Annotated in this window: 30 protein-coding genes, 2 tRNA genes and 1 pseudogene; 15 read left to right on the top strand and 18 right to left on the bottom strand. The window is 54.8% G+C overall.

Features of this window, described 5'->3' with window-relative positions; all coding sequences use genetic code 11:
* Window positions 1-15 precede the first annotated feature (15 nt).
* The 6 genes from purC to E0765_RS09780 form a co-directional block, all read right to left on the bottom strand.
* Window positions 16-726: a phosphoribosylaminoimidazolesuccinocarboxamide synthase gene (gene purC / locus E0765_RS09755; protein WP_132813034.1), complete on the bottom strand. Its 711-nt coding sequence runs from the start codon at window positions 724-726 to the stop codon at window positions 16-18.
* 2 nt (window positions 727-728) lie between these two features.
* On the bottom strand, window positions 729-2051 hold the full coding sequence (locus E0765_RS09760) for a S41 family peptidase (RefSeq protein ID WP_132813035.1): 1323 nt from the start codon (window positions 2049-2051) through the stop codon (window positions 729-731).
* Between the two features lie 169 nt (window positions 2052-2220).
* Entirely contained in the window at window positions 2221-2424 is a 204-nt protein-coding gene (locus E0765_RS09765) for an RNA-binding S4 domain-containing protein (protein ID WP_132813036.1), read from the bottom strand.
* A gap of 83 nt (window positions 2425-2507) precedes the next feature.
* Entirely contained in the window at window positions 2508-2780 is a 273-nt protein-coding gene (locus tag E0765_RS09770; RefSeq protein ID WP_132813037.1) for an RNA-binding protein, read from the bottom strand.
* A 121-nt stretch (window positions 2781-2901) separates the two neighbouring features.
* Window positions 2902-4836, bottom strand: coding sequence for an acetate--CoA ligase family protein (locus E0765_RS09775; protein WP_132813038.1), 1935 nt, complete (start codon window positions 4834-4836; stop codon window positions 2902-2904).
* 85 nt (window positions 4837-4921) lie between these two features.
* Window positions 4922-5707 (bottom strand): PAS domain-containing protein, encoded by a 786-nt coding sequence (locus tag E0765_RS09780; protein ID WP_132813039.1) that lies wholly within the window; start codon window positions 5705-5707, stop codon window positions 4922-4924.
* Between the two features lie 134 nt (window positions 5708-5841).
* Between E0765_RS09780 and E0765_RS09785 the strand changes: the two genes are divergently transcribed.
* Genes E0765_RS09785 through E0765_RS09800 form a run of 4 tightly spaced genes read left to right on the top strand, consistent with a single transcriptional unit; the run spans window position 5842 to window position 8833 of the window.
* Window positions 5842-7446 carry an ABC-F family ATP-binding cassette domain-containing protein gene (locus tag E0765_RS09785; protein WP_132813040.1) on the top strand — a complete coding sequence of 535 codons (1605 nt, stop codon included), beginning with the start codon at window positions 5842-5844 and terminating at the stop codon, window positions 7444-7446.
* A 22-nt stretch (window positions 7447-7468) separates the two neighbouring features.
* Complete coding sequence (locus E0765_RS09790) at window positions 7469-8305, top strand: DUF5718 family protein (protein ID WP_132813041.1); 837 nt, start codon at window positions 7469-7471, stop codon at window positions 8303-8305.
* Window positions 8298-8504 carry a DUF1653 domain-containing protein gene (locus E0765_RS09795; protein ID WP_132813042.1) on the top strand — a complete coding sequence of 69 codons (207 nt, stop codon included), beginning with the start codon at window positions 8298-8300 and terminating at the stop codon, window positions 8502-8504. The genes E0765_RS09790 and E0765_RS09795 overlap by 8 nt, the downstream gene beginning before the upstream one ends.
* Entirely contained in the window at window positions 8501-8833 is a 333-nt protein-coding gene (locus E0765_RS09800) for a translation initiation factor (protein WP_132813043.1), read from the top strand. Before E0765_RS09795 ends, E0765_RS09800 begins: the two co-directional genes overlap by 4 nt.
* An 11-nt stretch (window positions 8834-8844) precedes the next feature.
* Here the strand turns inward: E0765_RS09800 and E0765_RS09805 are convergent, their stop codons facing one another.
* Window positions 8845-10053 carry a diguanylate cyclase gene (locus E0765_RS09805; RefSeq protein ID WP_132813044.1) on the bottom strand — a complete coding sequence of 403 codons (1209 nt, stop codon included), beginning with the start codon at window positions 10051-10053 and terminating at the stop codon, window positions 8845-8847.
* 95 nt (window positions 10054-10148) lie between these two features.
* Between E0765_RS09805 and E0765_RS09810 the strand changes: the two genes are divergently transcribed.
* Window positions 10149-10463: a hypothetical protein gene (locus E0765_RS09810; protein ID WP_132813045.1), complete on the top strand. Its 315-nt coding sequence runs from the start codon at window positions 10149-10151 to the stop codon at window positions 10461-10463.
* A 7-nt stretch (window positions 10464-10470) separates the two neighbouring features.
* On the opposite strand, the gene E0765_RS09815 is transcribed toward E0765_RS09810, so the two are convergent.
* Complete coding sequence (locus E0765_RS09815) at window positions 10471-10872, bottom strand: rhodanese-like domain-containing protein (RefSeq protein ID WP_132813046.1); 402 nt, start codon at window positions 10870-10872, stop codon at window positions 10471-10473.
* 61 nt (window positions 10873-10933) lie between these two features.
* On the opposite strand from E0765_RS09815, the gene E0765_RS09820 reads away from it, so the two are divergent.
* Entirely contained in the window at window positions 10934-11299 is a 366-nt protein-coding gene (locus E0765_RS09820) for a hypothetical protein (RefSeq protein WP_132813047.1), read from the top strand.
* Window positions 11300-11303: 4 nt separating this feature from the next.
* Here E0765_RS09820 and E0765_RS09825 read toward each other — a convergent pair whose 3' ends face one another.
* Entirely contained in the window at window positions 11304-11858 is a 555-nt protein-coding gene (locus tag E0765_RS09825; protein ID WP_255417896.1) for a manganese efflux pump MntP family protein, read from the bottom strand.
* A 35-nt stretch (window positions 11859-11893) separates the two neighbouring features.
* Window positions 11894-12634: a polysaccharide deacetylase family protein gene (locus E0765_RS09830; RefSeq protein WP_132813048.1), complete on the bottom strand. Its 741-nt coding sequence runs from the start codon at window positions 12632-12634 to the stop codon at window positions 11894-11896.
* Window positions 12635-12734: 100 nt separating this feature from the next.
* Between E0765_RS09830 and E0765_RS09835 the strand changes: the two are divergent.
* Window positions 12735-13472 (top strand): annotated as a pseudogene (locus E0765_RS09835) (S1C family serine protease); the annotation flags it as partial.
* Window positions 13473-13474: 2 nt separating this feature from the next.
* Here E0765_RS09835 and E0765_RS12555 read toward each other — a convergent pair.
* From E0765_RS12555 to E0765_RS09850, 6 genes are all read right to left on the bottom strand, one after another.
* Complete coding sequence (locus E0765_RS12555; RefSeq protein ID WP_165921738.1) at window positions 13475-13648, bottom strand: hypothetical protein; 174 nt, start codon at window positions 13646-13648, stop codon at window positions 13475-13477.
* A complete protein-coding gene (locus E0765_RS12560) occupies window positions 13648-13803 on the bottom strand; it encodes a hypothetical protein (protein ID WP_165921739.1) in 156 nt (51 codons plus the stop codon). The genes E0765_RS12555 and E0765_RS12560 overlap by 1 nt, the downstream gene beginning before the upstream one ends.
* A gap of 235 nt (window positions 13804-14038) precedes the next feature.
* Window positions 14039-14521, bottom strand: a complete 483-nt coding sequence (locus E0765_RS09840) for a GNAT family N-acetyltransferase (protein WP_132813050.1) — start codon at window positions 14519-14521, stop codon at window positions 14039-14041.
* 7 nt (window positions 14522-14528) lie between these two features.
* Window positions 14529-14672, bottom strand: coding sequence for a hypothetical protein (locus E0765_RS12565; RefSeq protein WP_165921740.1), 144 nt, complete (start codon window positions 14670-14672; stop codon window positions 14529-14531).
* 65 nt (window positions 14673-14737) lie between these two features.
* Window positions 14738-14812 (bottom strand) — tRNA-Glu (locus tag E0765_RS09845).
* A gap of 19 nt (window positions 14813-14831) precedes the next feature.
* Window positions 14832-14907, bottom strand: a tRNA-Lys gene (locus E0765_RS09850).
* A gap of 159 nt (window positions 14908-15066) precedes the next feature.
* On the opposite strand from E0765_RS09850, the gene E0765_RS09855 reads away from it, so the two are divergent.
* Entirely contained in the window at window positions 15067-15417 is a 351-nt protein-coding gene (locus tag E0765_RS09855) for a DUF3147 family protein (protein WP_132813051.1), read from the top strand.
* A gap of 7 nt (window positions 15418-15424) precedes the next feature.
* Here the strand turns inward: E0765_RS09855 and E0765_RS09860 are convergent, their stop codons facing one another.
* Both E0765_RS09860 and E0765_RS09865 read right to left on the bottom strand, forming a co-directional pair.
* Window positions 15425-16663 (bottom strand): OprD family outer membrane porin, encoded by a 1239-nt coding sequence (locus E0765_RS09860; RefSeq protein WP_132813052.1) that lies wholly within the window; start codon window positions 16661-16663, stop codon window positions 15425-15427.
* A gap of 3 nt (window positions 16664-16666) precedes the next feature.
* A complete protein-coding gene (locus tag E0765_RS09865; protein WP_132813053.1) occupies window positions 16667-17059 on the bottom strand; it encodes a DUF255 domain-containing protein in 393 nt (130 codons plus the stop codon).
* 120 nt (window positions 17060-17179) lie between these two features.
* On the opposite strand from E0765_RS09865, the gene E0765_RS09870 reads away from it, so the two are divergent.
* The 7 genes from E0765_RS09870 to E0765_RS09900 are packed head-to-tail and all read left to right on the top strand — an operon-like array spanning window position 17180 to window position 23101.
* The gene (locus tag E0765_RS09870) at window positions 17180-17557 is read left to right on the top strand and encodes a helix-turn-helix transcriptional regulator (protein ID WP_132813054.1); all 378 of its coding nucleotides are present in this window, start codon (window positions 17180-17182) and stop codon (window positions 17555-17557) included.
* Between the two features lie 47 nt (window positions 17558-17604).
* Entirely contained in the window at window positions 17605-17994 is a 390-nt protein-coding gene (locus E0765_RS09875) for a thioredoxin family protein (protein ID WP_132813055.1), read from the top strand.
* Entirely contained in the window at window positions 17991-18587 is a 597-nt protein-coding gene (locus E0765_RS09880) for a pentapeptide repeat-containing protein (protein ID WP_132813056.1), read from the top strand. The genes E0765_RS09875 and E0765_RS09880 overlap by 4 nt, the downstream gene beginning before the upstream one ends.
* 39 nt (window positions 18588-18626) lie before the next feature.
* A complete protein-coding gene (locus tag E0765_RS09885; protein ID WP_132813057.1) occupies window positions 18627-19538 on the top strand; it encodes a VWA domain-containing protein in 912 nt (303 codons plus the stop codon).
* Window positions 19535-21061, top strand: a complete 1527-nt coding sequence (locus E0765_RS09890; RefSeq protein WP_132813058.1) for a VWA domain-containing protein — start codon at window positions 19535-19537, stop codon at window positions 21059-21061. The genes E0765_RS09885 and E0765_RS09890 overlap by 4 nt, the downstream gene beginning before the upstream one ends.
* Entirely contained in the window at window positions 21042-22157 is a 1116-nt protein-coding gene (locus tag E0765_RS09895) for a BatD family protein (protein ID WP_132813059.1), read from the top strand. Before E0765_RS09890 ends, E0765_RS09895 begins: the two co-directional genes overlap by 20 nt.
* Window positions 22154-23101, top strand: a complete 948-nt coding sequence (locus E0765_RS09900) for a MoxR family ATPase (RefSeq protein ID WP_132813060.1) — start codon at window positions 22154-22156, stop codon at window positions 23099-23101. The genes E0765_RS09895 and E0765_RS09900 overlap by 4 nt, the downstream gene beginning before the upstream one ends.
* Window positions 23102-23103 lie beyond the last annotated feature (2 nt).

The raw sequence follows: 23103 nt of genomic DNA on the forward strand, positions 1-23103 counted from the left end.
TGTTCCTTCTAAAATTTATCCGAGAATACGGTTCAATACTTCTTCGTAGGCGACTTTCAGTCCGCCCAGCCCCTGACGGAAACGGTCTTTGTCCATTTTTTCTCCCGTCTCGAGGTCCCAGAAGCGGCAGTTGTCGGGACTGATCTCATCGGCCAGGATGATTTTTCCATCCTTGTCGCGGCCGAATTCGAGTTTGAAGTCAACGAGGTTAAGCCCTTTTTCCGCGAAATAGGGGCGGAGAATGTCGTTGACCTGGCGTGCCATCGCGCGCAGCTGGTCGAGTTCGGCTTCGTTTTTCACCAGTTCGAGGATCAGGCAGTGCTGGTCGTTGAGTTTCGGGTCGCCGAGCTCGTCGTTTTTGTAATCGAATTCCACCAGCGTGAACGGGAGTACTTTACCGTCGGGAATCCCGAGGTTTTTGCTGAGACTTCCCGTCGCGATGTTGCGGACGATTACTTCGATGAGGATGATATCGACTTTTTTGCACAGCATATGGTTTTCGTCGAGCATCTCGACGAAATGCGACTCCACCCCTTTGGAAGCGAGCATTTTAAAAAGCTCGGTCGAAATGCGGTTGTTCAGTGCTCCCTTACCCGCTTCGCTGGCTTTCTTGGCCCCGTTGAAAGCAGTCAGATCGTCTTTGAATTCGGCAATGACGAGGTTCGCATCGTCGGTGCTGAAAAGACGTTTGGCTTTTCCTTCGTAGAGTAGTTCGCGTTTTTCCATGATTATTTTCCTTTGACTATGATTAATGCTTTGATAATGTCGACCGCTTCTTTGAGCTGAAGATCTTTGTTCATCTGCTCGGCAGTTATGGTTGTTTTATTGCTTGTACCCGCTTCGGTCACGTCAACCATTCCGCCCTCTTTCTCGAGTTCGCTTTCGAGGTGTTTTTTGAGATCCGCTTCTTTAATGTTGAACGACTTGTCGTGACTTTTGATTTCGCCGGAGGTGACTTCAATGTCCGGCGTTACACCGACGGCCTGAATAGTCCGTCCGCTGGGGAGATAGTAGCGGGCGACGGTGAGCTTGACCGCTTCGGTGTCGGTGATCGGCATCACTACCTGCACAGAGCCTTTTCCAAAGGTTTTTTCGCCGACGATGACGCCGCGCTTGAGATCCTGGATGGCCCCGCTGACGATTTCCGAAGCGCTGGCCGAGCCTTCGTTGACCAGTACGACGAGCGGCAGATGGGTGATCGTGTTGCTTTTGGTCGCGCTGTAACTGACGTCGTCGGCTTTATTGCGCCCTTTTTGGGAGACGATGGTCCCCTCATCGACGAAAAGGTCGGTCAGCTCGACCGCCTGATCGAGGAGGCCTCCGGGGTTGTTCCGCAGATCCAGGATAATTCCCTTGGATGTTTTGGCGTGTTTTTTAATCGCTGCCTTGACGTCCGCGGCTACTTTTTTATCGAAATTGGTGACGCGGATGTAGAGTACCTCTTTGCCGATCGTACGGGTGTAGACCGATTCGACGGTGATGATGTCGCGGATGATGTGAAACTTGAGCGGTTCGGCGGCGCCTTTGCGTACGATAGTCAGGTCGATCGGCGTTTTGGGGGTACCGCGCATCAGGGCAACCGCGTCGTCGATCGTCATGTCAAGCGTCGCCTTGTCGTTGATCTTGAGGATGATGTCACCCGCTTTGATCCCCGCTTTGTCCGCCGGGGTTCCCTCGATCGGGGAGATGACGGTGAGGGCGTTGTCGCGCATTCCGACCGTGATCCCCAGCCCGCCGAATTCACCGTCGGTTTGGGTTTTGAGGTTGTCGTAGCTTTTTTTGTCCAGGTAGGTCGAATGGGCATCGAGGTTCGAGAGCATCCCCTGCAGCGACTTGTCGATCAGCTGGTCGATGGTCAGGTTGTCGACGTTGTATTGTTCGACGATGCTGAGAACTTTGGTGAATTTCGCCAGCGACTGGAGGCGGGAGGCTTCGATGGACGGTTCTGCCGGAGCGGCCGGGTCGCTTTTCGCGAGCAGGGAGGTGGAGAGGGCGATGCTGATCGCCACGGCGCTGGCAAAACCGAAAACCATCATTTTGGTATTTTTCATGGTGTGCATATCTCTTTGGTGCTTTTAACGCATAAATCGATCAAAGCTAGTCACATTCGGACGATGTGATCTTGAACCCTTGTGCTCGGGGAGCTTCCAGGGGACTAAAATGTTCACAAACGATTGATGAAATTATAGTGAAAACTCCATTAAATAACAATGGAAACGTTTACTCGACGCGTATCGTAACGTCGCCGATGGTGATCGTTTCGCCTTTGGCGATTTTGGCCCGTTTGCGCGTTTCGACCGTGCCGTTGCGCCGGACGTGGCCGTTCTCGATCAGGAGCTTGGCCTGGCCGCCGGTATCGACGAGATCGAGAACTTTAATAAGCTTGTACAGTTCGATGGTTTCTTCGGTTAGGGTATAGGTCACGTTGGTACTTTAATATTATCGTTTACGGATAAGGAATATGGGAAATGGAAAGTATGGGAGAACCCCGAAGGGTTCTGCGGGTATTACCAGCGATCGCGCGGAGGGCGCGGAGCGCGTGGGCGCGCTTCGTTTACGCGAAGTGTACGTCCGCCGAAATCATTGCCTTCGAGGGCAGTGATCGCTTTATCAGCTTCGTCTTTATTAGCCATTTCAACAAATCCGAAGCCGCGGAAACGGCCCGTTTCTTTATCGTTAACGAATTTGACTGAACTGACTTCACCGTATTGTCCGAAAAGATCTTTAAGATCGTCTTCGTTTTTGCTGTAGGGAATGTTCCCGACATAAATTTGTATCACATTGTGCTCCGTGAAAAAATCGAACTATACCTAGCATAATCCTACACACATTGTATCGATTCCAATCTTACGCGAATGTTAAAAAAAGTGTGATTTTCGTGAACGCGAAATTCCCTGCCCGCTACAGGAACGAGGTGGCGTCCTGCAGCGTCGTAAAGGCGCAGATACGGCGTTCCCGCAGATACAGGAGCGCCTCGCGCATCATTTCCCCGCCCAGCAGGATCGGATAAAGGGGCTTTGAGCGCGGCCGCTCGCAGAGGCGGACGATTTCGAGGGTGTCGGTCATGGTCTGGGGGGTGATGAGCAGATAGATCATCCCGACCCCTTCGATGGCCTCTACCCGTTCGAGTGCGGCGGCGAACCGGTCGCTGCGGGCATCGCCGATGATGTCGATCGGGTTGTTCCGCGACCAGTTGGAAGGGAGGACTTCATCGAGCGAGGCGATGTCGTTTTCGCCCAGAGTGTAGAGCTTTTTCCCTTTATCGATGACGTAATCGGTCAGAATCGTTCCGGGACCTCCGGCGTTGGTAATGATCGCGATCCCGCCCGCGTCGGCTGAAATCGGGTTGAGGAGCGCTTCGATCGTATCGACCGTCTTGACTCCGGCGCTTTCGAGCAGCCCTTTGAACATCGGGTAGTCGCCGCTGAGATTCCCGGTATGGGAAAACGCCGCTTTGCGCGCTTCGGGGCTTTTTCCCGCTTTGTAAATCCGCACGGGTTTGGTGCACCGGCGCAGTGCTTCAAGGAACGCTTTGCCCTCCCGGATCCCTTCGGCGTAGACGGAGATCGTTTCACACTCGGGGGCTTCGTCGAGCATCGCGATGATTTCGGCAAACCCCATGTCGGCCATATTCCCCGTGGAGAGGATATGGGAAAAGCCGATCCCCATTTCCACCGCTTTGTCCATCAGCGACGAGAGGACCGCCCCCGACTGGGCGATAAGTGCGAGCGATCCGCTGCGGACCTCTCCGGAACCGAAGGTCAGGTTCAGGTTGCGGCGGGAGGAGTAGTATCCAAGGCAATTGGGGCCGACGATGTTAAGTCCGTGAGCCCCTGCCAGTTCGAGCAGCTTTTCTTCGCTTTGCGTATCCCCGACCTCTTTGAACCCGGCGGAGACGACGATGACGTTTCGGACCCCTTTGGGAATCAGTCTGGCAATCGTTTCGAGGACCTGATTCGAGGGGATCGTGATGACGGCGGTATCGATCGTCCCGTCGATGTCGTCGAGGGAACGGTAGATCTCTCGTCCCTCGAAGGTACCGCCCCGTGCATTGACCAGATAGAGACTCCCTTCAAAGGGGAGGGCGTTTTTGGCGATGGCGTAGCCCACTTTGTCGGGATTGAGGGAAGCGCCGATGACGGCGACGCTGCGGTTGTCGAAAAAGTCACTGCGGCTCCGCTGAGGACGGGGTTCGGCGGGAAGAGTGTCATGGGTGCGGATCCGGGCGTCCACGACGGTAAAGCCTTCGTCGTTCAGGATAAGCGGATTGAGGTCGCATTCGGCGATTTCGGGTCGGTCGATCAGAAATTTCTGGAATGCGGCGATAAATGCTACCGCCGAATCGAGGGTCGTTTTGGCCCCGCGGTACCCTTCAAAAAGGGGGGCAATGCGGGTGGACCGCAGCGCCCGCCGAATCTCTGCCTCGGAGGCGTACAAATCGATATAGCAGACGTCGCGGTAAAGTTCGAGCAACACCCCTCCTTTCCCGAAAAGGATCGTTTTCCCGAAAATCGCATCGTCTACGACGCCGGCGAAAAGCTCTTCTCCCCGGACCATTTCACTCGCGATGAAACCTTCCGAGGCGGGGTCGAAAACGATACCGTGCGATTCGAGGCTACGGATGATCCGCGCACGCGCGTCGGCAAGCCCGCGCGCGTCGCAGACCGAAAGGACCACCCCTCCCACATCGCTTTTGTGGACGACGCGGGGGGATTCGATTTTCAATGCTACGGGAAAGAAATCGATGGGGGGGATTTCGTCGATGCCGAAATGCCGGAACCGGGGAACGCGAAAACCTCCTTGGTTCAGGTAGGGGTAGAGCTGGGATTCGAGCATTCGGACTCCGAAAACTAGGGGGAGGGGACTCCGCCCGGTGATAAAGCGTAGTATAACCTATGCTTTCTTCAGTGTAAAGGCGGGATCAGGAAGCCGAAACGGACGCGGTGACGTCGCTGGTGATTCCGATGAAGAACCGCAGTGTCGGATGGTGGTGGATGCGGCTGCTGATCCAGCGGAGCTGCTCGTCGGAGCGGAGGATGCGGAAACGGATTTTCTGGGATTGCCCGGGGAGCAGGGTTTCGAAAAAGGTTTTGACCAGGGCGCGGTCGTCGGGATGGATCCGCTGCTGCCAGAGGGTTTGGTTGGCGAGGAACATCTCTTTGGGAAGGCCGAAAAGTTCTTCAACGGCCTGGTTGACGTAGCGCAGTGCGAGGGTCGTATCGTCGATGTACCAGATCACTTCGCTGATGCTGCCGAGGATCTCTTCAAGCTCGAGGTGTTTCGAGTTGAGCAGCGTCGAGAGCTCTCCGGCCTGATGCTCGATCAGCTCTTTTGAATGGCGCAATTCGCGGTTGAGGCGGTCGGCTTCGGTGAGATTCCGGACGGTGATGTAAAACCGGGTTTCACCGTTTTCGCGTACGGCCTGTACGCTTTTGACCGTGTGGATCACTGTTCCGTCCCGGTGGACGAACGCGGTGTCGGCGTTGAGCATTTTCCCTTTTTCCATCAGCTGTGCGACACACTCGGCGAAAATGTCGACGTCTTCGAGCAGGCTCAGGAGATTGAGCCCCTTGAGGATTTCGTTATCGTAGCCGAGCAGTTCGACAAACGCGTCGTTGGCGAAGAGGATGACCCCCCGCTCATCGGCGACGACGACCCCTTCGGGGAGGCGGTTGAACAGCGCGTAAAGGGAGGATTCGGTATGCATGGCCGGCCGCTTAAAGTGATGGTTTTGTGATATTTTACCAAAACACGGGTTAAAGATCGCTTCTTTCGTCAGATTAGGGATAACGGCGAATTTTCGCTATAATCGCGAAATTAATTAAAGTAAAGAGTTTCACAATGGTACAAGTCACAAAATTAACAATGCGTTTCGGAAGCCGGGTCCTGTTCGAGGGGATCAACCTCAAGCTCGACCGTAACAAGCGCTACGGCCTCATCGGCGCGAACGGCGCGGGAAAAACCACATTCCTGAAAATTCTCAGCGGAGAGATCAAGGAGTACGAGGGGGAGATATCCATCGAACCGGGGCTCAAAGTGGGCGTATTGGGGCAAAACCAGTTCGCTTTCGAAGATTTCACGATTGCCGATGCGGTACTGTGGGGGAACAAACGCCTTTACGACGCCATCAAGGAGAAAGAACATCTCTATACCACGGGCGATTTCGAAGACGATGCGGTAAATAACCGTTTGGCCGAACTGGAGATGATCTGTGTCGAAGAGGACCCGACCTACGAATACGACGTGCAGATCGCGAAAATCCTCGAAAACGTCGGGATTCCCGCGGACCAGCACCACAACCTCATGTCGACGCTCCCTTCGTCTGAAAAATTCAAGGTTTTGCTCGCACAGGTTCTCTACCCCAAACCGGATGTCTTGTTTCTGGACGAGCCGACGAATAACCTTGACATCGATACGATCGGATGGCTCGAACACGAGCTCCAGCGCCACGAGGGGACGATGGTCGTTATTTCGCACGACCGCCACTTCCTCAATGCCGTCGTTACCAACATCCTCGACGTCGATTTCCAGAAAATCCGTGAATTTACCGGAAACTACGACGACTGGTATCTCGCCTCTACGGTCATGGCAAACCAGGCACAGCTGGAGCGGGACAAAAAACTCAAAGAAAAAGAGCAGCTCGAAGCCTTCGTACGCCGCTTCTCGGCGAACGCCTCGAAAGCCAAACAGGCAACGTCGCGCCAGAAACAGCTCGACAAACTTGTCATTGATGATATCAAGCCCTCATCCCGCCGCGATCCGAGCATCGTTTTCAAGGCCAAACGGCAGATGGGTGACGAAGCGCTTGACGTTATCGGCGTATCACACAGTTACGGCGACTTGGACGTACTCAAAGATATTAATCTCAAAATAGTTCCGGGCGAGAAAATCGCCGTCATCGGTGCCAACGGCGTGGGTAAAACGACGCTGCTCAAAATCATCATGGAAGAGATGAAGCCCACCAGCGGAAGCGTCAAATGGGGGGCGACGATCGAGCCTTCGTATTTCCCGCAGGATACGACCGACCGGATCAAGGGGATGGAGACCCTTTACGACTGGCTCCGTGCGTTTGATCCCAAGCGCGAAATTTCCGAAATCCGCAACTGCCTCGGGCGGATGCTCTTCAACGGCGAACAGCAGGAGAAAAGCATCGAGAAAATTTCGGGGGGTGAAAAACACCGGATGATGCTCTCGAAAATGATGCTGGAGGGGGGGAACTTCCTCGTATTGGACGAACCCACCAACCACCTCGACCTCGAAGCGATCATCGCGCTGGGCGAGGCGTTGTACGAGTTCGACGGGAACGTCATCTGCGTCAGCCACGACCGTGAGCTTCTCGACGCGTTTGCGGGACGGATCATCGAACTGCACGCCGACGGAAGTTACATCGATTTCGTCGGAACGTATGAAGAGTTTGCCGAAGCCAAAGCCAACGGTACACTGTAACGACCGGTCCGAAAGGTAAACAATGAGCGATTACAAACACTATGTCGGGCTGGGGGTAGCGGGGAATTTCGCCCTGCACCTCGAACAGGCCGGGGAAAGTGCCGATTTCAAAGACGTCGTCACGGACGATCCCAACGGTCCCAAAGGAGTGTTCCCGTTTTACGTTCCCGGACGCGAAGGGCAGCTTGGCGTGTATCCCCTCAGCAGTGACACGATCGTTTTGCCGAAGGAGGAATGCAATGTCCAGCCCGAACCGGAAGTGGCGTTACTCTGCGAGCTTGAGTACGATGGTGAAGGAAAAATTATCTCCCTCACTCCCACGGCATTCGGTGCTTACAACGACTGCTCACTCCGCAAAGAGGGGGCGGCGAAAATCAGCCATAAGAAAAATTGGGGAGCCATGAGCAAAGGGCTCTCCGATACTCTGATCCCGATCGACCGTTTCGAGGAGGGAGGGATCATGGACCGTTACCGTATCGCATCGTTTCTGCGACGCGAGGGGGGATTGTTCCGCTACGGCGAAGACGTCGAACTCCTTGGCTACAGCTATTTTTACGGGAAGCTGATCGAGTGGCTCACAAACCAGATCAATACCCAAAACGACTTCGGCCCGCTCGAAGCGGTCGGGGAGTACCTCAAAGCCGCGGGATATCCCAAAGAGGCGATCATCAGCATCGGTGCGACCCGTTATACCCATTTCGGGGAGACCAACTTTTTGCAGGAAGGGGATGAGGTGATCGTGGTCGTGTACGATAACGACCGCTACTGCATGAACCCCGTCCTCTCGATGGCGAACAAGGGGGAACTGGTCGGAAAAGAGGGGATCAGCGCTCTCGTTCAGAAGGTCGTGCGTGGTTAAAAACGGCCTTTACCGCCATTACAAAGGGAAGCATTACGAGGTGATCGGGGTGGCCAAACACTCCGAAACGTCCGAAGAACTCGTTGTCTACCGTCCCCTTTACGGGGAACGGGGATTGTGGGTCCGCCCGCTGAAAATGTTTATCGAAACGATGCCCGGCGGCGGCAGGCGGTTCGAATACTGCGGGGACGCGTCATGAGCCGCGGGACGAAGTTAAGCCTCGACATCGGTGCGTCGTGGAACGAGGGATGGAGCCTCGAAGAGGACCGTAAGGCCTCTGCGGCTGAAATTCTCACTCCCCCCGAACATCGCCTGGTGTTTCAGAGAGAAAAACGCAAAGGGAAAATCGTGACCCTTGTCGGCCCTTTCAGCCTTGTGGGGGACGAGGCGCAAAAAACACTCTCTATCCTCAAAAAATCCCTTGCCTGCGGCGGGGCGTATAAAGAGGGGTGGATGGAGTTCCAAGGCGACATCGCACCGCAGCTTCGCGCCCAGCTTGAAAAACTTTCCTATCGCTTCAAAAAATAACCGCAGCCTGATCAGAGTTTGTTGCTGAACACGACCTGGTTGCGCCCCCTCTCTTTGGCGGCGTAGAGGTTTGTATCGGCGGCGTGGATAATCGCCTCTTCGTTCATGTGAATGGTAGGGACGACACAGATTCCCCCGATAGAGATACTGACCGTCCGCGATACCTTGCTCCCCTTGTGCTCGATCTGGAGCGCTTCCACCGCCGCACGTATTCTTTCTCCCATTGCCCGTGCGTTCTGGCAGTCGGTGTCGGCGATGATGACGCCGAACTCTTCGCCTCCCAGCCGGAAAGGATAATCCCCCGGACGCTGCAGCGTCGATTTGAGTACCTTCGCCACCGCCTGAAGGGTCTGATCCCCCTGGATGTGGCCGTAGGTGTCGTTGTACTGTTTGAAAAAATCGATGTCGAGCATCATGAAGACGAATGGCTGCTCGTTGCGTAAGGCCCGTTTGAACTCCCGTTCGTGCAGAAGATTGAAATAGCGGCGGTTGTAGAGGGCGGTGAGTGAATCGGTGTAGGAGGCCTGCTCGAGCTTGAAATTGAGGTGTTTGAGGGTTTCTGCCGAGGCGACGAGCTGGTGCTGCTGGATTTCGATTCGGGTAAATATCTTCCATGCCAGTCCCATCACCAGCAGCAAAACGACTCCCAGAAAAAGGACGAGCTGCATGAGGGCGTTGTCGTAGTGTGCTTTGAGCACCGAGTGTTCGTAACGTGCCGCGGCACTTTCGTAAGCGATCAGCCGCTCGATCGTCGAATGGAGGAGTTCGACGTTTTCGGTAAGAGTGTTCAGCGAGAGTTCGTGGGCGCGCGAGGGGCTGAGGACGATATCGCGTACCTGTTCGAAATAGCGTTTGATCGCCGTGATTTTGGTCTCGGTGTAATCGACGTAGGCCCTCTCGTCAGGGCGTTTGTGGCGGGAAAGGTAGTTGGCCCACAGGTGGTCGATGTGGCTGAGGGCCTGGGTGATGGTTTCGGCCGCTTCGTCGTCCGAGATCATCCCGTTGTTCCAGCGGTAAACGGTGGTTTCGAGTTTGGAACGGTAAGTATCGGTAATGCCGTGCAGTTCACCAAGGGGAAGAAGGGAACCGTAGTAGAGGGTGTCCATATCGCGCTTGATGTTCTGGAGGTTCAGATAGCCGATGAGGCCGATGGCGACGAGCCCGCCGCCGACTAGCAAAAGGAGGTATACGAGTTTGCTTTTGAACTTCGACGGTGACATTCGCTGCTCGTACCCCCGTTTCCAGATGCGTAAACTAAGCAACTCCTATACCAAAAGCGACTACAATAAGGGAGATTTTGAGTGGGAGGAAATTTGTGGCAAAACGGGTTATCAAAGACGAACGGATCAAAACGATCGTACGCAATATTGCCGAGGATTTTCGCTTTTCGCACGAGACGGGCGATTACGCGCTTCTTTTTTACCGCGCCGATACCGAAGGGGTGATCCGGGGAGCCGATATCGATGTTATGATCGAATATCTCTCGACCGGTCTGGCCGAATTACAGGAAAATATCGAGTGGCGGCGCGAGTTTCTGAGCGAAAACCCCGGTATCGACGAGATGCGGATGCTCGAGAACCTGGGCGTCATCGAAAAAGAGTATATCGATCTGCTGGCGTTTTTGCGCTAAACGCCCCTTATTTTTTAGGTTTGTAGGGTTCCATCGTGATTTTTTTCTGAATCGCGTACTGGATTCCGCCCTGCAGATCGATGACGTTGTAGCCCAGCTGTTTGCCAAGGAAGTTGCCGACCACCTGCGTGCGGCTGCCGCTGTTGCAGATGAGGGCAAATTTTTCGTTTTGCTTCACGTGGCGGTTCAGCTGACCCAAAAACGCCTCGACGTTGTAGTTCCCCTGTTCGTCAAAGAACATGATGGGGATCGACCCTTTGACCAGCCCCGTGGTTTTCCATTCGCCGGGGGTTCGGATGTCGACGATCTTGATTTTCGAATCGACGAGCTTCTGGTCTATCGGCTGGCGGATATAATCGGCGCTCAGGAGCGTTCCCAGAAAGATAATAGAGAGAATCCATAGACGCATACACAGTCCTTGATAGGTATAATGGCGTAATTGTATCTAGGTATGTTTAACGTGAGGTTTTATGGCGGGATCTAAATTCGAAAACTCAAAACGGAACCGTTACATCCGTCTATTGGGGCGGTTTACAAGCGGGATATTGTCGTTTCTGGCCAAAAGTGAAGCTCCCAGCAAAGAAGAATACGATCGCCGCGTGGACGCGAACTTCCGGTTTCTGGAGCAGAACGAAGCGGTGACGCTGTACAAAGACGAGTATACCGAACTCGAAGCCCTTGCGCAGAAAATACTCGATTTCCGCGCGTCGGACGAAGATATCGAAACGATCCGGTCCGAACTGTTTTACGCGCAGAACCAATGGGAAAAAAAGGTGAACGCCCGCCGTTACAAAAAAGCCAAACACGCTTCGCGGCGCGACGACGGGTGGGAATAGCGGTTTAAAGCCATCCGGTGTGTTCGGCGAGGATTTTGCACCCCAGTGCGATAAGGATCGCACCGCCGAGGATTTCGGCTTTCGATTCGAGGACCGAACCGAGTTTTTTGCCGATGTAAACGGCAACGAGACACAAGACGAAAGTGACCCCCGCGATCAGAGCCGAAGCGCTCAGGATATCGGTCTGCATGAACGCAAAGGTCACTCCCACCGCCATGGCGTCGATGCTGGTGGCGATTCCCAGGGAGAGAAGGGTTTTGTTCGAGAGGTCACTCACCTCTTCGTCGAATTCGTTCTTGTAGGCTTCGTAGAGCATCTTGGCCCCCAGTCCCGTCAGAAGGACAAACGCGATCCAGTGGTCAAATGCGCGGACGCTTTCGGCAAAAGTCGCCCCCACAAGATACCCCGCCAGCGGCATTGCCCCCTGAAAAAAGCCGAAAACGGCGGCGGCAAAAACGGCGCGAGAGAGGAGGAGATCACGGTATTTCGATCCAATGGCGATCGAGACCGCGACCGAATCCATGGCCAGCGCCAGCGCCAGTAAAAACAATGTTTCCACATTAACTCCGATAAAAAAAGTGGCGAATTATACCATTACGGAATGCGGATAAGCCGCTCTTTCACGTCGCTGAGTCGGACAAACGAAAAGCCCGCGTTCCGAAGCGTTTCGATGGCTTGAATCGTCCCTGCACGGGTGCCGCTTTCGGGGTGGTTCATGTGCAGCAGCACGATGTCGCCGCTTTTGCTCCCCGTGACCTGGGCCGCCACTTTCTCGGGGCCGAACGTTGCCCCTGCATCTCCAAGAACACTGAAGCCGCCGATTTCGACCCCCCGCTCGCGGGCGATTTTGACTGCAGCTTCGTCGTAATAGGCGGTTCCGGAACGGAAAAAGAGGGGACGTTTGCCGGTGAGCTTTTCGATCAGCTCCGCATTGCCTTCGATCTCGGCGACGACCTCCTGCGCCGAAGCGGTCCCCTCGATGCCGTAAACGCTCCGGCCGTTGATCGAGAGGGGGCGGTGGGCCGTACCGTGGTTGGCGATTTCAAAGAGGGGGTTGGCCGCAAGGCGGGCGAAGATTTCGGGATTGCTTTTGATCCATCGCGAGTTGATGAAAAGGGTGGCGGGGATCTTGTTGCGGGCGAGATAATCGATCAGCCCGGCGTCGTACTGCGAACTGCGGAAACTCCCGCCGCAGGCGTCGAAGGTGAGAGCGATCTCTTTTTTTTCGGTGGCGAAACGGGTCGTGACCCCCGTGACGTTTTCTCCCCATTGCAGGGGCTCCGTGCCCCAGAGGACGAGGGGAAGCAAAAAAGCGATGAGGAGCGATTGACGCATTGGCTGTTCCGTAGTAAAGTTAGATACGTCATTTTACCGAAAAGGAGATGCGATGCAGGAGCGTTTCGGCGGCTATTTTTTGGTGAGCGTCTCGGTGGCCGCCGCCGCGATACTCTCATGGGAAGCGGCACGATGGGCGATGGAAGCGTTTTTGCCTGCTCCCGAACCGCGCGCCGTGACGCCGAGGGGGGCGGTGAGTGATGAGGAGGCGGCGACCATCGCGCTGTTTGAGAACAACAAGAACTCGGTCGTCTATATCGCGACCGCGCAGGCGGTGATGGACGTATGGACCCGCAACGTCTACAACATCCCCCGCGGGACGGGGTCGGGATTTGTCTGGGACGAGCAGGGGCATATCGTCACCAACTACCACGTCATCGCCGAAGCGAGTGAAGCCCACGTGCGGCTCAGCGACGGGCGCGATTATCCCGCATCGCTGGTGGGGGCGGCGCCCGAGCACGATCTCGCGGTCCTGAGGATCAACGTTTCGTTCAAGCCTCCCCGCCCGATTGCGCTGGGGGAGAGCAAAACGCTCAAAGTGGGGCAGAAAGTGTTTGCGATCGGCAATCCTTTCGGCCTTGACTGGACGCTGACGACGGGGATCGTTTCGGCGCTCGATCGGACCATCGGGGACAACGGCCGCGCCATCCGGAACCTGATCCAGACCGACGCGGCGATCAACCCGGGAAATTCCGGCGGGCCGCTGCTGGATAGCGCGGGACGGCTTATCGGGGTCAATACCGCGATTTTCAGCCCTTCGGGAGCGTATGCGGGGGTAGGGTTCGCGATCCCGGTTGATACGGTCAACGTTATCGTGCCGCGCATCATCGCCTCGGGCGACTAGCAGTCGCGCCTGCCGCCGAAGATGCAGCCGCCGTTTCGGACGAGTTTACGGATGAAAAAGAACAGTGCCCCTGCGGCGAGCACGCCGCTGATGGCGCCTTGGAGCATCAGGCCGTGTTGGAAAAATGCGACCGAGGCGACCCCGAGGAGGATCGTGAGGACAAAACACATTACTCGGTCTTTTCACGGACGTAATCGGCGCCCTGATGGACTTTGGACTTCGTCCAGTCCCAGGCGTCGGAGGTGTCTTGTTTAACCCCGCTCCAGGTGGCGGAACAGCCGGTGATCAGGAAAACGGCAATGGCGATCGGGAATAAAGAGGACATGGGTTTCCTTACGGTGTTGGATTGTTCGTCAGTGTAACGAAAGAGTGTTAACGGGAAGGGGAGAAATATAGGTGTCTGAATAAATAGTATTTTATTTATTATTTGACGATATCGAGTTATTGATTATCCGAAATGGAGGTCATTCCAGTGTTGACGGAGCAATAAGTCGTCTACCAAATGGGGCCATTCCACTGCTGTCGTCATATCTTTGTCAGGCTCATGCCCCAGAATTGATTCAAACAACCTCCTCAGCGAGCAGATTAAACACCATAAAATCCTCAAAAGGATTTTTCCCTGAACCGGGGATATTCTCAAACCCGTATTCGAGATACAGCGAGCGTTTGTTTTCATCGACTGGGATTAGGAAAACATGGTTGATCGCCACGATCTTTTGTAATTCGAATGCCAGCATAATGACATCATCGAGGATGGCAAAACTGCGGCGTGGAGAATCCCCGATCGTTTTTCGGCGGTATTCGGGTTTGATGTAGAGAAATTCGATCAGTAATCCGGGGATATTGTCGACGTCGCCGGTCATTTTCAGAGAGACGAACCCTATCGGCGTTTCGCCGTCATAACATGCATGGATGATGTTCTGGCGGTGCGAAGCGGTTTCGCGTAACAGCGCGATAAAAGCCTGTAGCGCTTCGGATTCGTCGGAAAAATCGAAAGAGGTAAAAAAGTCGGATAAAGATTCGGACGGAAGAGGAGTGATCACAAGCGCACTAACTGGCGAGTTTCGCTTTGAGCGTTTTGATCTTGTCCGCTTGTTTGGCGGTGGTGATTTTGAGTACTTTTTTTTGCTCTTCGGTCAGATTTTTGATCGGTTTGGCTGTTTGCAGTCTGCCGTCACGGATAACGTATGACATGATGATTCCTTACATATGAGTAAGATGATTGTATGAAATTGTAACATGATTTTTGGAAAATGAAGTGGTGACCCCAAGGGGATTCGAACCCCTATGGCCAGAATGAAAATCTGGAATCCTAACCATTAGATGATGGGGCCACGTAAAGCGGCTTATAAGTGGTGTCCCGTGATGGATTCGAACCATCGACCCCCTCATTAAAAGTGAGATGCTCTACCGGCTGAGCTAACGAGACAATAAAACAAACTGTCCAGCACAATTTGTGGACGGGAATTATAGCGGTTATCAACTTTTTTGTCAATGGTTTTGCGAAAAAAACAGCTTTGAATTGTTGAAAACTCCCTTTTGGGATATGATACGGGATAAGGATGCGAATATTTGGGAGGAAGCCCCCGTGCTCTACTACGTCGTCAAGATCGCCGTTACAACTCTACTGATCGTTTTGATCTCCGAAATCGCCAAACGCAGTTCATTCTGGGGTGCGGTGCTGGCGTCTATCCCGCTTATCTCGGTGCTGGCGATGATCTGGTTGTACGTCGACACGAAAGACATTGCCAAAATCAGCGCACTCTCCACGAGCGTTTTTTGGCTGGTGCTCCCGTCGCTCGTCTTGTTCATCATTTTGCCGCTGCTTCTCAAACAGGGGTTTCATTTTTATCTCAGTTTACCCGTATCTTTGCTTGTCACCGTCGCTTGTTACTGGGGTATGGTCTCTTTATTGCAGTATTACGGCATCAAGCTTTGAATCGTATTCAAAACAGGTAATCGGCGATAATCCTCACATTCGTTTCGTCGTATGCCCGATTGTGATAAAGTGACGATGTATCCCCTTCATAATCGATGCGGGCGAGACGGGTGCGCAGCCGCATCGCTTTGCGTGGCTGATAGGTTGCGTCGATGTTGACCTCGTCCGAATCGGGGCGCGGGTTGGGGGTGAGTGAGGAGGGACTACCCTGGGCTGAATCGCTCTGATCGATCCGCATGTATTTGCCCGAAATTTCGAACGTTTCCGCAGGACGGAACGTCAGTACCCCGCCATAGGCCCGCGCTCCGGCATTTTCGGTCTCCCCGTCGATCTGGAGATCGGTGTAGGTGATGAACCCTCCCCAACCCATGTTGTCGTATCGTCCTCCCGTCCCCAGCAGGCTCTGATCGCCGATGCGGGTGTGCAGGGCGCTGAGGCTCCACGACCCGCGAGACACAGACGCCTTCGCCCCCAGCAGGTAAGTATCGGTTTTGCCCGCCGCCGCAAGGCCGACATTGTGCTGACGTAGATACTGCAGCGCACCTGATAATGTGTAACCCGAGGTTTCCCAGATGCGGTTGTCGATGATTTGCACATAGGGGGCATTCATCACATCGCGCACATAGGTGTCGTAGAGCTCGATTTTGAGCGACGTCTTGGGGGTTAAAACCGCTCCGACAACGGCGATGTCGCGGTCGATCCCGAGCGAACGGGTCGGTGATACGAAGGTATCGGAGGCTTTGTATTTCCATCCCGTGATATAGGCGGCTTTGAGGGTAGCATGGGCGATGCTCTTGTTTTCCGCATAGAGAGCTTCGAAGCTGTTGGGAAGCATCCGGTTGTAGTAGTCGTTGGCAAGGGGGAGATCGAGACGCTGGCGTCCGTATCGGATGAGGGTTTCATGGCCCGTGTATTGCAGGTATACCTCCCCGAGCGTGTTGATGGCACTGCCGTCGAGATTGAGATTATGGGTCTGTCCCGAGTAGGGCATTCGTGTTACGGGGAGTGCCCCGTTGCTAGAAAAAAATGAAACACCGCCGCTAAATCCCGTATAGGGTGCCGTTTGATAACTGAGGATTCCTCCCAGCGTGAGGGCCGTGCGATCGATGCGCAGCTCGCGGTCACCGTCGTACCAGAAAGCGCGCAGCTGGCCGCTTGCTTTGCCTTCTTTGAAGACGTCTTCAAGATTTTGCGCGCTGATTGAAACGGCGAGGGTCAGTGATAAAAAGAAGGAGCGTTTGAACATCGTTTATTGGCCCTGCTTGACGTCTTTGAGTTTTTGCAAGAACCCCTCAGCGGTGGCGCCGCCGACCATCATCCGTCCGATCTGTTTGCCGTTGGAGTCGAGAAAATAGTACGTCGGGGTTCCGAAAACCGCATAACCGTATTTATCGGGATGGACTTCGATGTCGATTTCGACGGGAACGTAAAAACTTTTGACGTATTCGGCAACCTCGTCGTTTTCATACACTTTGGTTTTCATCACATTGCACATTTTGCAGCTTTTTTTTGAAAACATCAGCATGACGATCTTATGCTCTTTTTTGGCTTGGGCCAATCCCTGCTCGTACGAAGGGGCCCAATCGAGTTCGGCGAAGAGAGATGTGCTGATCAGTAAGAGGGCTGTGAGGATTTTTTTCATACACAGATTCTCCGATCGGGAATAGCCGCTTCTGTGGCGGGCAATAAATAAGGTTATTAGCTAATTAACTAATTACTTTGCATGGTATAATAATCCCAACTGATTTGTCAAGGCTCTGCGATGTTGGATATGGAACAAAAACTCAAAATCTTTAAAGCGCTCAGTAATGAAACGCGCTTTTTGATTTTCAAAAACGTTTTTACGGGGGGGTACACCTGCTCGCTGGACAAAAAGCAGCCCGGTGTCGAAGTCAATCCGATCGCAACGTGCGTCAGCACCATCGCGGAACACTTCAATTTTTCGCTGCCGACGATTTCGGCCCATATAAAAGAACTCAAAGAGGCGAAGATCATCACCGTCGAGAAAAAGGGAAACAAAGTCTACATCGAGCCCAATATCGAGACGATTCGGGAGATGGCGGGGTGTTTTACGACGCTGGTAAAAAACTTCGATGAGAACCGCGAGCTTTTTTTTGACGACAAGCTGGCGCTCAAATAATTAAGGTCAAGGTGATAGAATTGTAATACATTGCGGAAGGGAGCAGGATGAAAAAAATTTTGATTTTGATTATTGCGGGAATGGCTCTATGGGGCGGAACGATCCAGAACGACGGAGCGTTTAAATCGGCGGTGGCATCGATGGGGAAAACGGACAAACTCGTACTGATGATCTATACCGCCGACGATTGCCCCGAATGCGCCTACATGAAGAAAAAAGTGTTTCACGACCCGAAAGTCGAAGGGTATCTGAACGCGAATTACGTCATCGTCGAAAAAAACGTCCATCGCGACAAACTTCCCGACGGGTATGATTATTTCGGGATTCCGACGATGTTTTTCATCGATAAAAACGGTCATAAAAAAGAGACGCTCGTCGGAAGCCAGAGGGGCGAAGCATTTGCCAAAGAGCTCCGCCGTATCCGGGGAATGAAGTGAAAAAGCTCGTCTGGGCTTTAGCCCTTGGGGCAAGCGTGTACGCTTACGATGCCGCGCACCTGAAAAAAGCGCTGGAGGAGAAAGAGTGCCTCGGATGCGACCTGCGCGGCGCCGATCTGCGAAACATCGATTTTAGCGGCGGGGATCTCAGCCGCAGCGATCTCTCCGGTGCCGATCTGCGCAACAGCGTGTTTGTGATGTGCTCCATCGATGATGCCAACCTCAGTCGTGCAAAAGCGGAGGGGGCAATTTTCTGGAAAGGCTCGATGGAGCGAAGCGATCTGCGTTATCTGGGTGCTCGGGGGGCGAATTTCAAAGGGACGCATCTGGCCCATTCGAACTTGTCCCATGCCGATTTGAGAGGGACGAAAAGCTGGAAAGCCGATTTTACCGAAGCGAAACTTTCTCATACCGATTTTGGGGATGCGGAGCTGGGGGACGCTAAATTTATCCGCATCGATCTGCGCAGTGCGAAAATGAAAAACGCCCTGTTGTGGCAGACCAGGTTTTCCGAGACGGTGATGAACAAAGCGCAATGCGCTCAGGCGAAGAAAGAAGAAGCGGTGCTGGATACGAACGTGACCTGCCGCTGAATCAGCAAGACATTAGTATAAAAAGTTATAATCCCTTCCATGAATATCTGGTCATTTGAATACCCGTGGGCGTTTTTGGCCCTTGTTCCGGTACTGTATTGTCTCTACCGCTGCAAGAGCATCCCGCAGAAACGGTATTTTCCCCATATCGCGTTTTTCGGCACCCCCTCCAAATGGCGCAATCTGGACTGGCTTTTGAAAGTGCTGGCGGTGACGCTGATGGTCGCCGCGCTCGCAAGCCCCGTCGTGACCGATTTTTCCGATCCCCGCAATCGCAACGGGATCGATATCGTCCTCTCCATCGACGGGAGCGGATCGATGAACGCGTCGGGATTCGCCGAAGGGGAGAGCCGCGCGACCCGGTTTGAAGTGGTGCAGAAGCTTGCGTCGGATTTCGTCATGAAACGGCGCGAGGACAACGTCGGGGTAGTGCTGTTCGGAGATTTCGCGTTTATCGCCACGCCGGTTACGTTTGAGAAAGAGATCATTGCCGAGATGATCGGCTACCTCTCGTTCGGGATGGCGGGGCAGAATACCGCGATCGGCGAGGGGGTGGCGCAGGGTGTGCGTGCGCTGCAGGGCTCCAAAGCCAAATCCAAGGTGATCGTGTTGCTGACCGACGGCGAGCACAACAGCGGTGCGATCTCCCCCAAAGAGGCGGTGGAGATGGTGCGCAAAGCGGGAATCCGGCTTTATACCATCGGGATCGGGGAGAGGGGAGAATACGATTCGAAACTCCTTTCGCAAATGGCCCGCGACGGGGGCGGGGAATATTTTACCGCCGCGAACGAAAAAGAGCTCGAAGGGGTGTACGAGCGGATCGATACGCTCGAACGATCACGGATTAAAAGCGCCGAGCACACTTTTGCCGAACCCTATTTCCAGTGGCCGCTTGCACTCGTTCTGGTGATCGTGGCGTGGATGATGGGTCAACGGAGGATACGCGGATGATGTTTCTTTCCCCGATATGGCTTTGGGCCCTCGTGATCGTTCCGGCGTACCTGTGGAGTGCGCGACGGTACGGATGGCATTTGCAGGGGTGGCTGCTCTTTAGCGTCGCGATGATTATCCTGTCTCTCTCCCGACCCGCGTTTCCGGAAAAACCGGTTACGGTCGAAGAGAGTGGGAGTGACGTGATCCTGGCGGTGGACGTTTCGTATTCGATGCGGGGGACCGACATCGCCCCGACGCGGCTGGACGCGGCGAAAGAGGTACTCGCTGCGATCGTCCGCGCGGACCGGCGGGACCGTTTCGGCGTTTTGGCACATACGACGAGCGCAATTGTCCTTTCGCCGCTGACGAAGGATACCGAACTGCTGCTCCATCTTTTCTCGTCCCTGGACGAATCGCAGATCATCACGAAGGGTACGAACGTCATGAGCGCACTCGAACTCGCGCGGAAGATGTCGCACGCCAAGAACCCCTTGGTGGTCCTCTTCACCGACGGGGGGGATGAGCCCTCTTACGACAAGGAAGCCGCCTTCGCCGCGGAAAACGGACTCAAAGTATGCGTAGTGATGCTCGCATCGGCGCAGGGGAGCACCCTTCCCGCCGATGAGGGATCGCTCAAAGATGACAAAGGGCATCTGGTCGTGAGTTCGCGCAACGACGCGATCGGCGTGATCGCCGAGCAAAGCGGCGGACGTTTGATCGAAGGGGCCGACGTATCGGCGGTATCGGAGTGGATCGAGCGGGAGCGGGGGGACGATTTCGCGGGATCGACGACGATAGCGCGTTATCAGGAACTCTATTACGTTCCCCTCGTACTGGCTTTGCTGGCGTTTGTCGCGGCGTTCACGGTGATCGGGGAAAAAATTTCGCCCAGGCTGGCGCTGATCCTCGCATTCATCGGGATCGGGGCGAACGCTGGGGCGCTCGAGTACCCGTACATGGCCGCGGGGAAATACGCCTACGTTCAGGGCGATTTCGAACGCGCGGCCTCGTGGTACGGCCGGCTCGATTCGCCGGAGGCGAGGTACAACCGCGCGTGTTCGCTGTACAAAGCGGGGAAATATTCCGAAGCCCTCGCCCTTTTCCGGAACATCCGCTCCGATGAGCCTGAGTTCAAATCCAGACTCTATTACAACATCGGAAACTGCCAGATACGCCTCAAAGAGTTCGAAAATGCCCGCAATTCGCTGCTCAAATCGCTGACGCTGCGTTATACCAAAGAGGCCGATGATAATCTCCGTGCGATCAGGGGGGCGGAGGAACAGCAAACGCTGAACGTCCGCAAGGAGAAAAACGACCGTTTCTCGGCCGAGGAGAATAAGCCCACGGGAGCGCCGAAAAATTCCAAAGAGGGGGGCGGATCGAACATGCAAAGCGACATCGCCTCTTCGGGATCGGGCGATGCGCAGAAAAAGGCACAGGGAGCCCCCCGCTTTTCGACGTCTCAGGGGAAAGCGCAGCTGGGCTCGAAACAATACGAATTGATCAATCAAAGGAGTGTGCATGAAACGAAACCCTGGTAGGGCTGCGGCGCTCGTGCTGATGCTCGCCTCGGCGGCGTGGGGGGCGACGTACCAATGGAAGGTTCTGCAAGCCCCGCAGTCCCTGCGGGTCGGAGAACCGGGAGTCGTGCGGTACGAATGCGCTTTTTCCGACAGTGCGGCCGAATATACCATCGACTTCAAGCCCAAAGGGAACGACACCTATAAAGCCGAAGTGCTGACCCAGCGCGACCGCGTGACCTCGGGGAAACGGATCCAGACGTTCGACGTCCTCGTTACCCCTTCGCGCAGCGGAGAACTCTCCGTCGCCCTCAGCGCGCTGATCCGCCATACGACGTTTGCCTCGATCGAAAACGCCACGATCGGGCGCGACAACGTCCGGCGGTACGATTTCGTCGACGAGAATGCATCGCTTCCGGTAGTGCGGATCCGTGCCGAAGCCAACACTGCGGCGTTGACGGGACGGGTCACGCTGGAGGCCAAAATCGACAAAAACATGGTCCGCGCGCACGAACCGGTGCACCTGAGCCTCTATCTGCGCGGGAGCGGGAATCTGGACCGTTTCGTCCCCTATGAGCTCAACATCAGCGGTGTGCGGGTATTCGCCGAACCGGCGCAGAAAAACCTCACCCCTTCCAGCGAAGGGTTCGAGGGGGAGATACGCCAGGAATTCGCCCTCGTGGCGCAAAAAAACTTTACGATTCCGCCGTTTAGCCTAAGCGTATTCGATACGGCCGCACGCAAGCCCGTGATCCTCAAAACATCGCCGATCGCGGTCGAAGTGGGGGAAGGGTACGAGAGCGCGATGCTGCTCGATCCCCCCGATCTGAGCGATACGGCGACCCAGAAACGCTACGCTCTCTATGCCGCCCTCGTGCTGCTGGGGGCGATCCTCTCCGAAGCGTTGCGGCGGCTGTGGAAGCTCCGCCCGCGCCGCCGGGCGAAACGGTTTTGGGACGGTGCCAAAACGTCAAAGGAGCTGGCGATGCTCCTTGCGCTTTCGGGGGAGAAACGCTTCGAAGAGGTGATCGCCGCTCTCGAAGCCGAAACAATCGGTTTAAGGGAAGCGAAAAAGAAATTGAGTACACTCACATCAGACAATGAGGATAAAGCATGAATACGATGATTAATCAAATACGTTCGGAAGTTGCCAAGGTCGTCGTCGGCCAGGAGAAAATGATCGACGGACTGCTGATTGGGCTGCTGTGCGAAGGGCACATTCTGATCGAGGGGATTCCGGGACTGGCGAAAACGACGACGGTCAAGGCGCTTTCGCAGACGCTCGGGCTCGGATTCAAACGGGTACAGTTCACTCCCGATCTCCTCCCCAGCGATATTCTGGGTGCCGAAGTGTACGATCCCAAGAGCAACACGTTCCGTATCAAGCAGGGGCCGATTTTTACGAACCTTCTCCTCGCCGACGAAATCAACAGGGCTCCCGCAAAAGTACAGTCGGCGCTGCTGGAAGTAATGGCCGAGCGGCAGGTGACGCTGGGAGAGGAGAGTTTCCGCCTTCCGCCGCCGTTTCTGGTTATGGCAACCCAGAACCCGATCGAGCAGGAGGGGGTTTACCCTCTGCCCGAAGCGCAGCTCGACCGCTTCATGCTCAAAATCAAAGTGGGCTACAATACCCCCGAAGAGGAACTCTCCATCGCCCGCCGCGTCGCGTCGGGGATGAACGAGGCGATCCGTGCGGTTCTCGAACCGCAAGCGCTCGTCGATCTCAAAGAAGCGGTGAAAAAAGTCCATATCGATGAGCCGGTCGAGCGGTATATGATCGACCTGATCACTGCCAGCCGCGAGGGTGAGAAATACGGCCTTCCCGAACTTGGGCGCTATTTGCAGTTCGGTGCGAGCCCCCGTGTCAGTATCGATATGTTCAAGGCGGTCCGCGCCGTCGCGTTTTTGAAGGGGAAAGAGTTCGTCACCCCATCAGACATCGCCTCGATCGCCAAGGAGCTGATGCGCCACCGCCTCGTCCTCTCCTATGAAGCCGAAGCGGAGGGGATCACGACCGACGAACTGATCGAAAAAATCCTCAAAGCGGTACCGATTCCGTAATC

This window comes from Sulfuricurvum sp. IAE1, assembly GCF_004347735.1.
Lineage (GTDB): Bacteria > Campylobacterota > Campylobacteria > Campylobacterales > Sulfurimonadaceae > Sulfuricurvum.

What these genes read in the sequence shown, in the direction of transcription:
- purC (WP_132813034.1), bottom strand. Translation starts at nt 726, where the DNA reads ATGGAAAAACGCGAACTACTCTACGAAGGAAAAGCCAAACGTCTTTTC.
- E0765_RS09760 (WP_132813035.1), bottom strand. Translation starts at nt 2,051, where the DNA reads ATGAAAAATACCAAAATGATGGTTTTCGGTTTTGCCAGCGCCGTGGCG.
- E0765_RS09775 (WP_132813038.1), bottom strand. Translation starts at nt 4,836, where the DNA reads ATGCTCGAATCCCAGCTCTACCCCTACCTGAACCAAGGAGGTTTTCGC.
- E0765_RS09780 (WP_132813039.1), bottom strand. Translation starts at nt 5,707, where the DNA reads ATGCATACCGAATCCTCCCTTTACGCGCTGTTCAACCGCCTCCCCGAA.
- E0765_RS09785 (WP_132813040.1), top strand. Translation starts at nt 5,842, where the DNA reads ATGGTACAAGTCACAAAATTAACAATGCGTTTCGGAAGCCGGGTCCTG.
- E0765_RS09790 (WP_132813041.1), top strand. Translation starts at nt 7,469, where the DNA reads ATGAGCGATTACAAACACTATGTCGGGCTGGGGGTAGCGGGGAATTTC.
- E0765_RS09800 (WP_132813043.1), top strand. Translation starts at nt 8,501, where the DNA reads ATGAGCCGCGGGACGAAGTTAAGCCTCGACATCGGTGCGTCGTGGAAC.
- E0765_RS09805 (WP_132813044.1), bottom strand. Translation starts at nt 10,053, where the DNA reads ATGTCACCGTCGAAGTTCAAAAGCAAACTCGTATACCTCCTTTTGCTA.
- E0765_RS09815 (WP_132813046.1), bottom strand. Translation starts at nt 10,872, where the DNA reads ATGCGTCTATGGATTCTCTCTATTATCTTTCTGGGAACGCTCCTGAGC.
- E0765_RS09820 (WP_132813047.1), top strand. Translation starts at nt 10,934, where the DNA reads ATGGCGGGATCTAAATTCGAAAACTCAAAACGGAACCGTTACATCCGT.
- E0765_RS09830 (WP_132813048.1), bottom strand. Translation starts at nt 12,634, where the DNA reads ATGCGTCAATCGCTCCTCATCGCTTTTTTGCTTCCCCTCGTCCTCTGG.
- E0765_RS12555 (WP_165921738.1), bottom strand. Translation starts at nt 13,648, where the DNA reads ATGTGTTTTGTCCTCACGATCCTCCTCGGGGTCGCCTCGGTCGCATTT.
- E0765_RS12560 (WP_165921739.1), bottom strand. Translation starts at nt 13,803, where the DNA reads ATGTCCTCTTTATTCCCGATCGCCATTGCCGTTTTCCTGATCACCGGC.
- E0765_RS12565 (WP_165921740.1), bottom strand. Translation starts at nt 14,672, where the DNA reads ATGTCATACGTTATCCGTGACGGCAGACTGCAAACAGCCAAACCGATC.
- E0765_RS09860 (WP_132813052.1), bottom strand. Translation starts at nt 16,663, where the DNA reads ATGTTCAAACGCTCCTTCTTTTTATCACTGACCCTCGCCGTTTCAATC.
- E0765_RS09865 (WP_132813053.1), bottom strand. Translation starts at nt 17,059, where the DNA reads ATGAAAAAAATCCTCACAGCCCTCTTACTGATCAGCACATCTCTCTTC.
- E0765_RS09870 (WP_132813054.1), top strand. Translation starts at nt 17,180, where the DNA reads ATGTTGGATATGGAACAAAAACTCAAAATCTTTAAAGCGCTCAGTAAT.
- E0765_RS09875 (WP_132813055.1), top strand. Translation starts at nt 17,605, where the DNA reads ATGAAAAAAATTTTGATTTTGATTATTGCGGGAATGGCTCTATGGGGC.
- E0765_RS09885 (WP_132813057.1), top strand. Translation starts at nt 18,627, where the DNA reads ATGAATATCTGGTCATTTGAATACCCGTGGGCGTTTTTGGCCCTTGTT.
- E0765_RS09890 (WP_132813058.1), top strand. Translation starts at nt 19,535, where the DNA reads ATGATGTTTCTTTCCCCGATATGGCTTTGGGCCCTCGTGATCGTTCCG.
- E0765_RS09895 (WP_132813059.1), top strand. Translation starts at nt 21,042, where the DNA reads ATGAAACGAAACCCTGGTAGGGCTGCGGCGCTCGTGCTGATGCTCGCC.
- E0765_RS09900 (WP_132813060.1), top strand. Translation starts at nt 22,154, where the DNA reads ATGAATACGATGATTAATCAAATACGTTCGGAAGTTGCCAAGGTCGTC.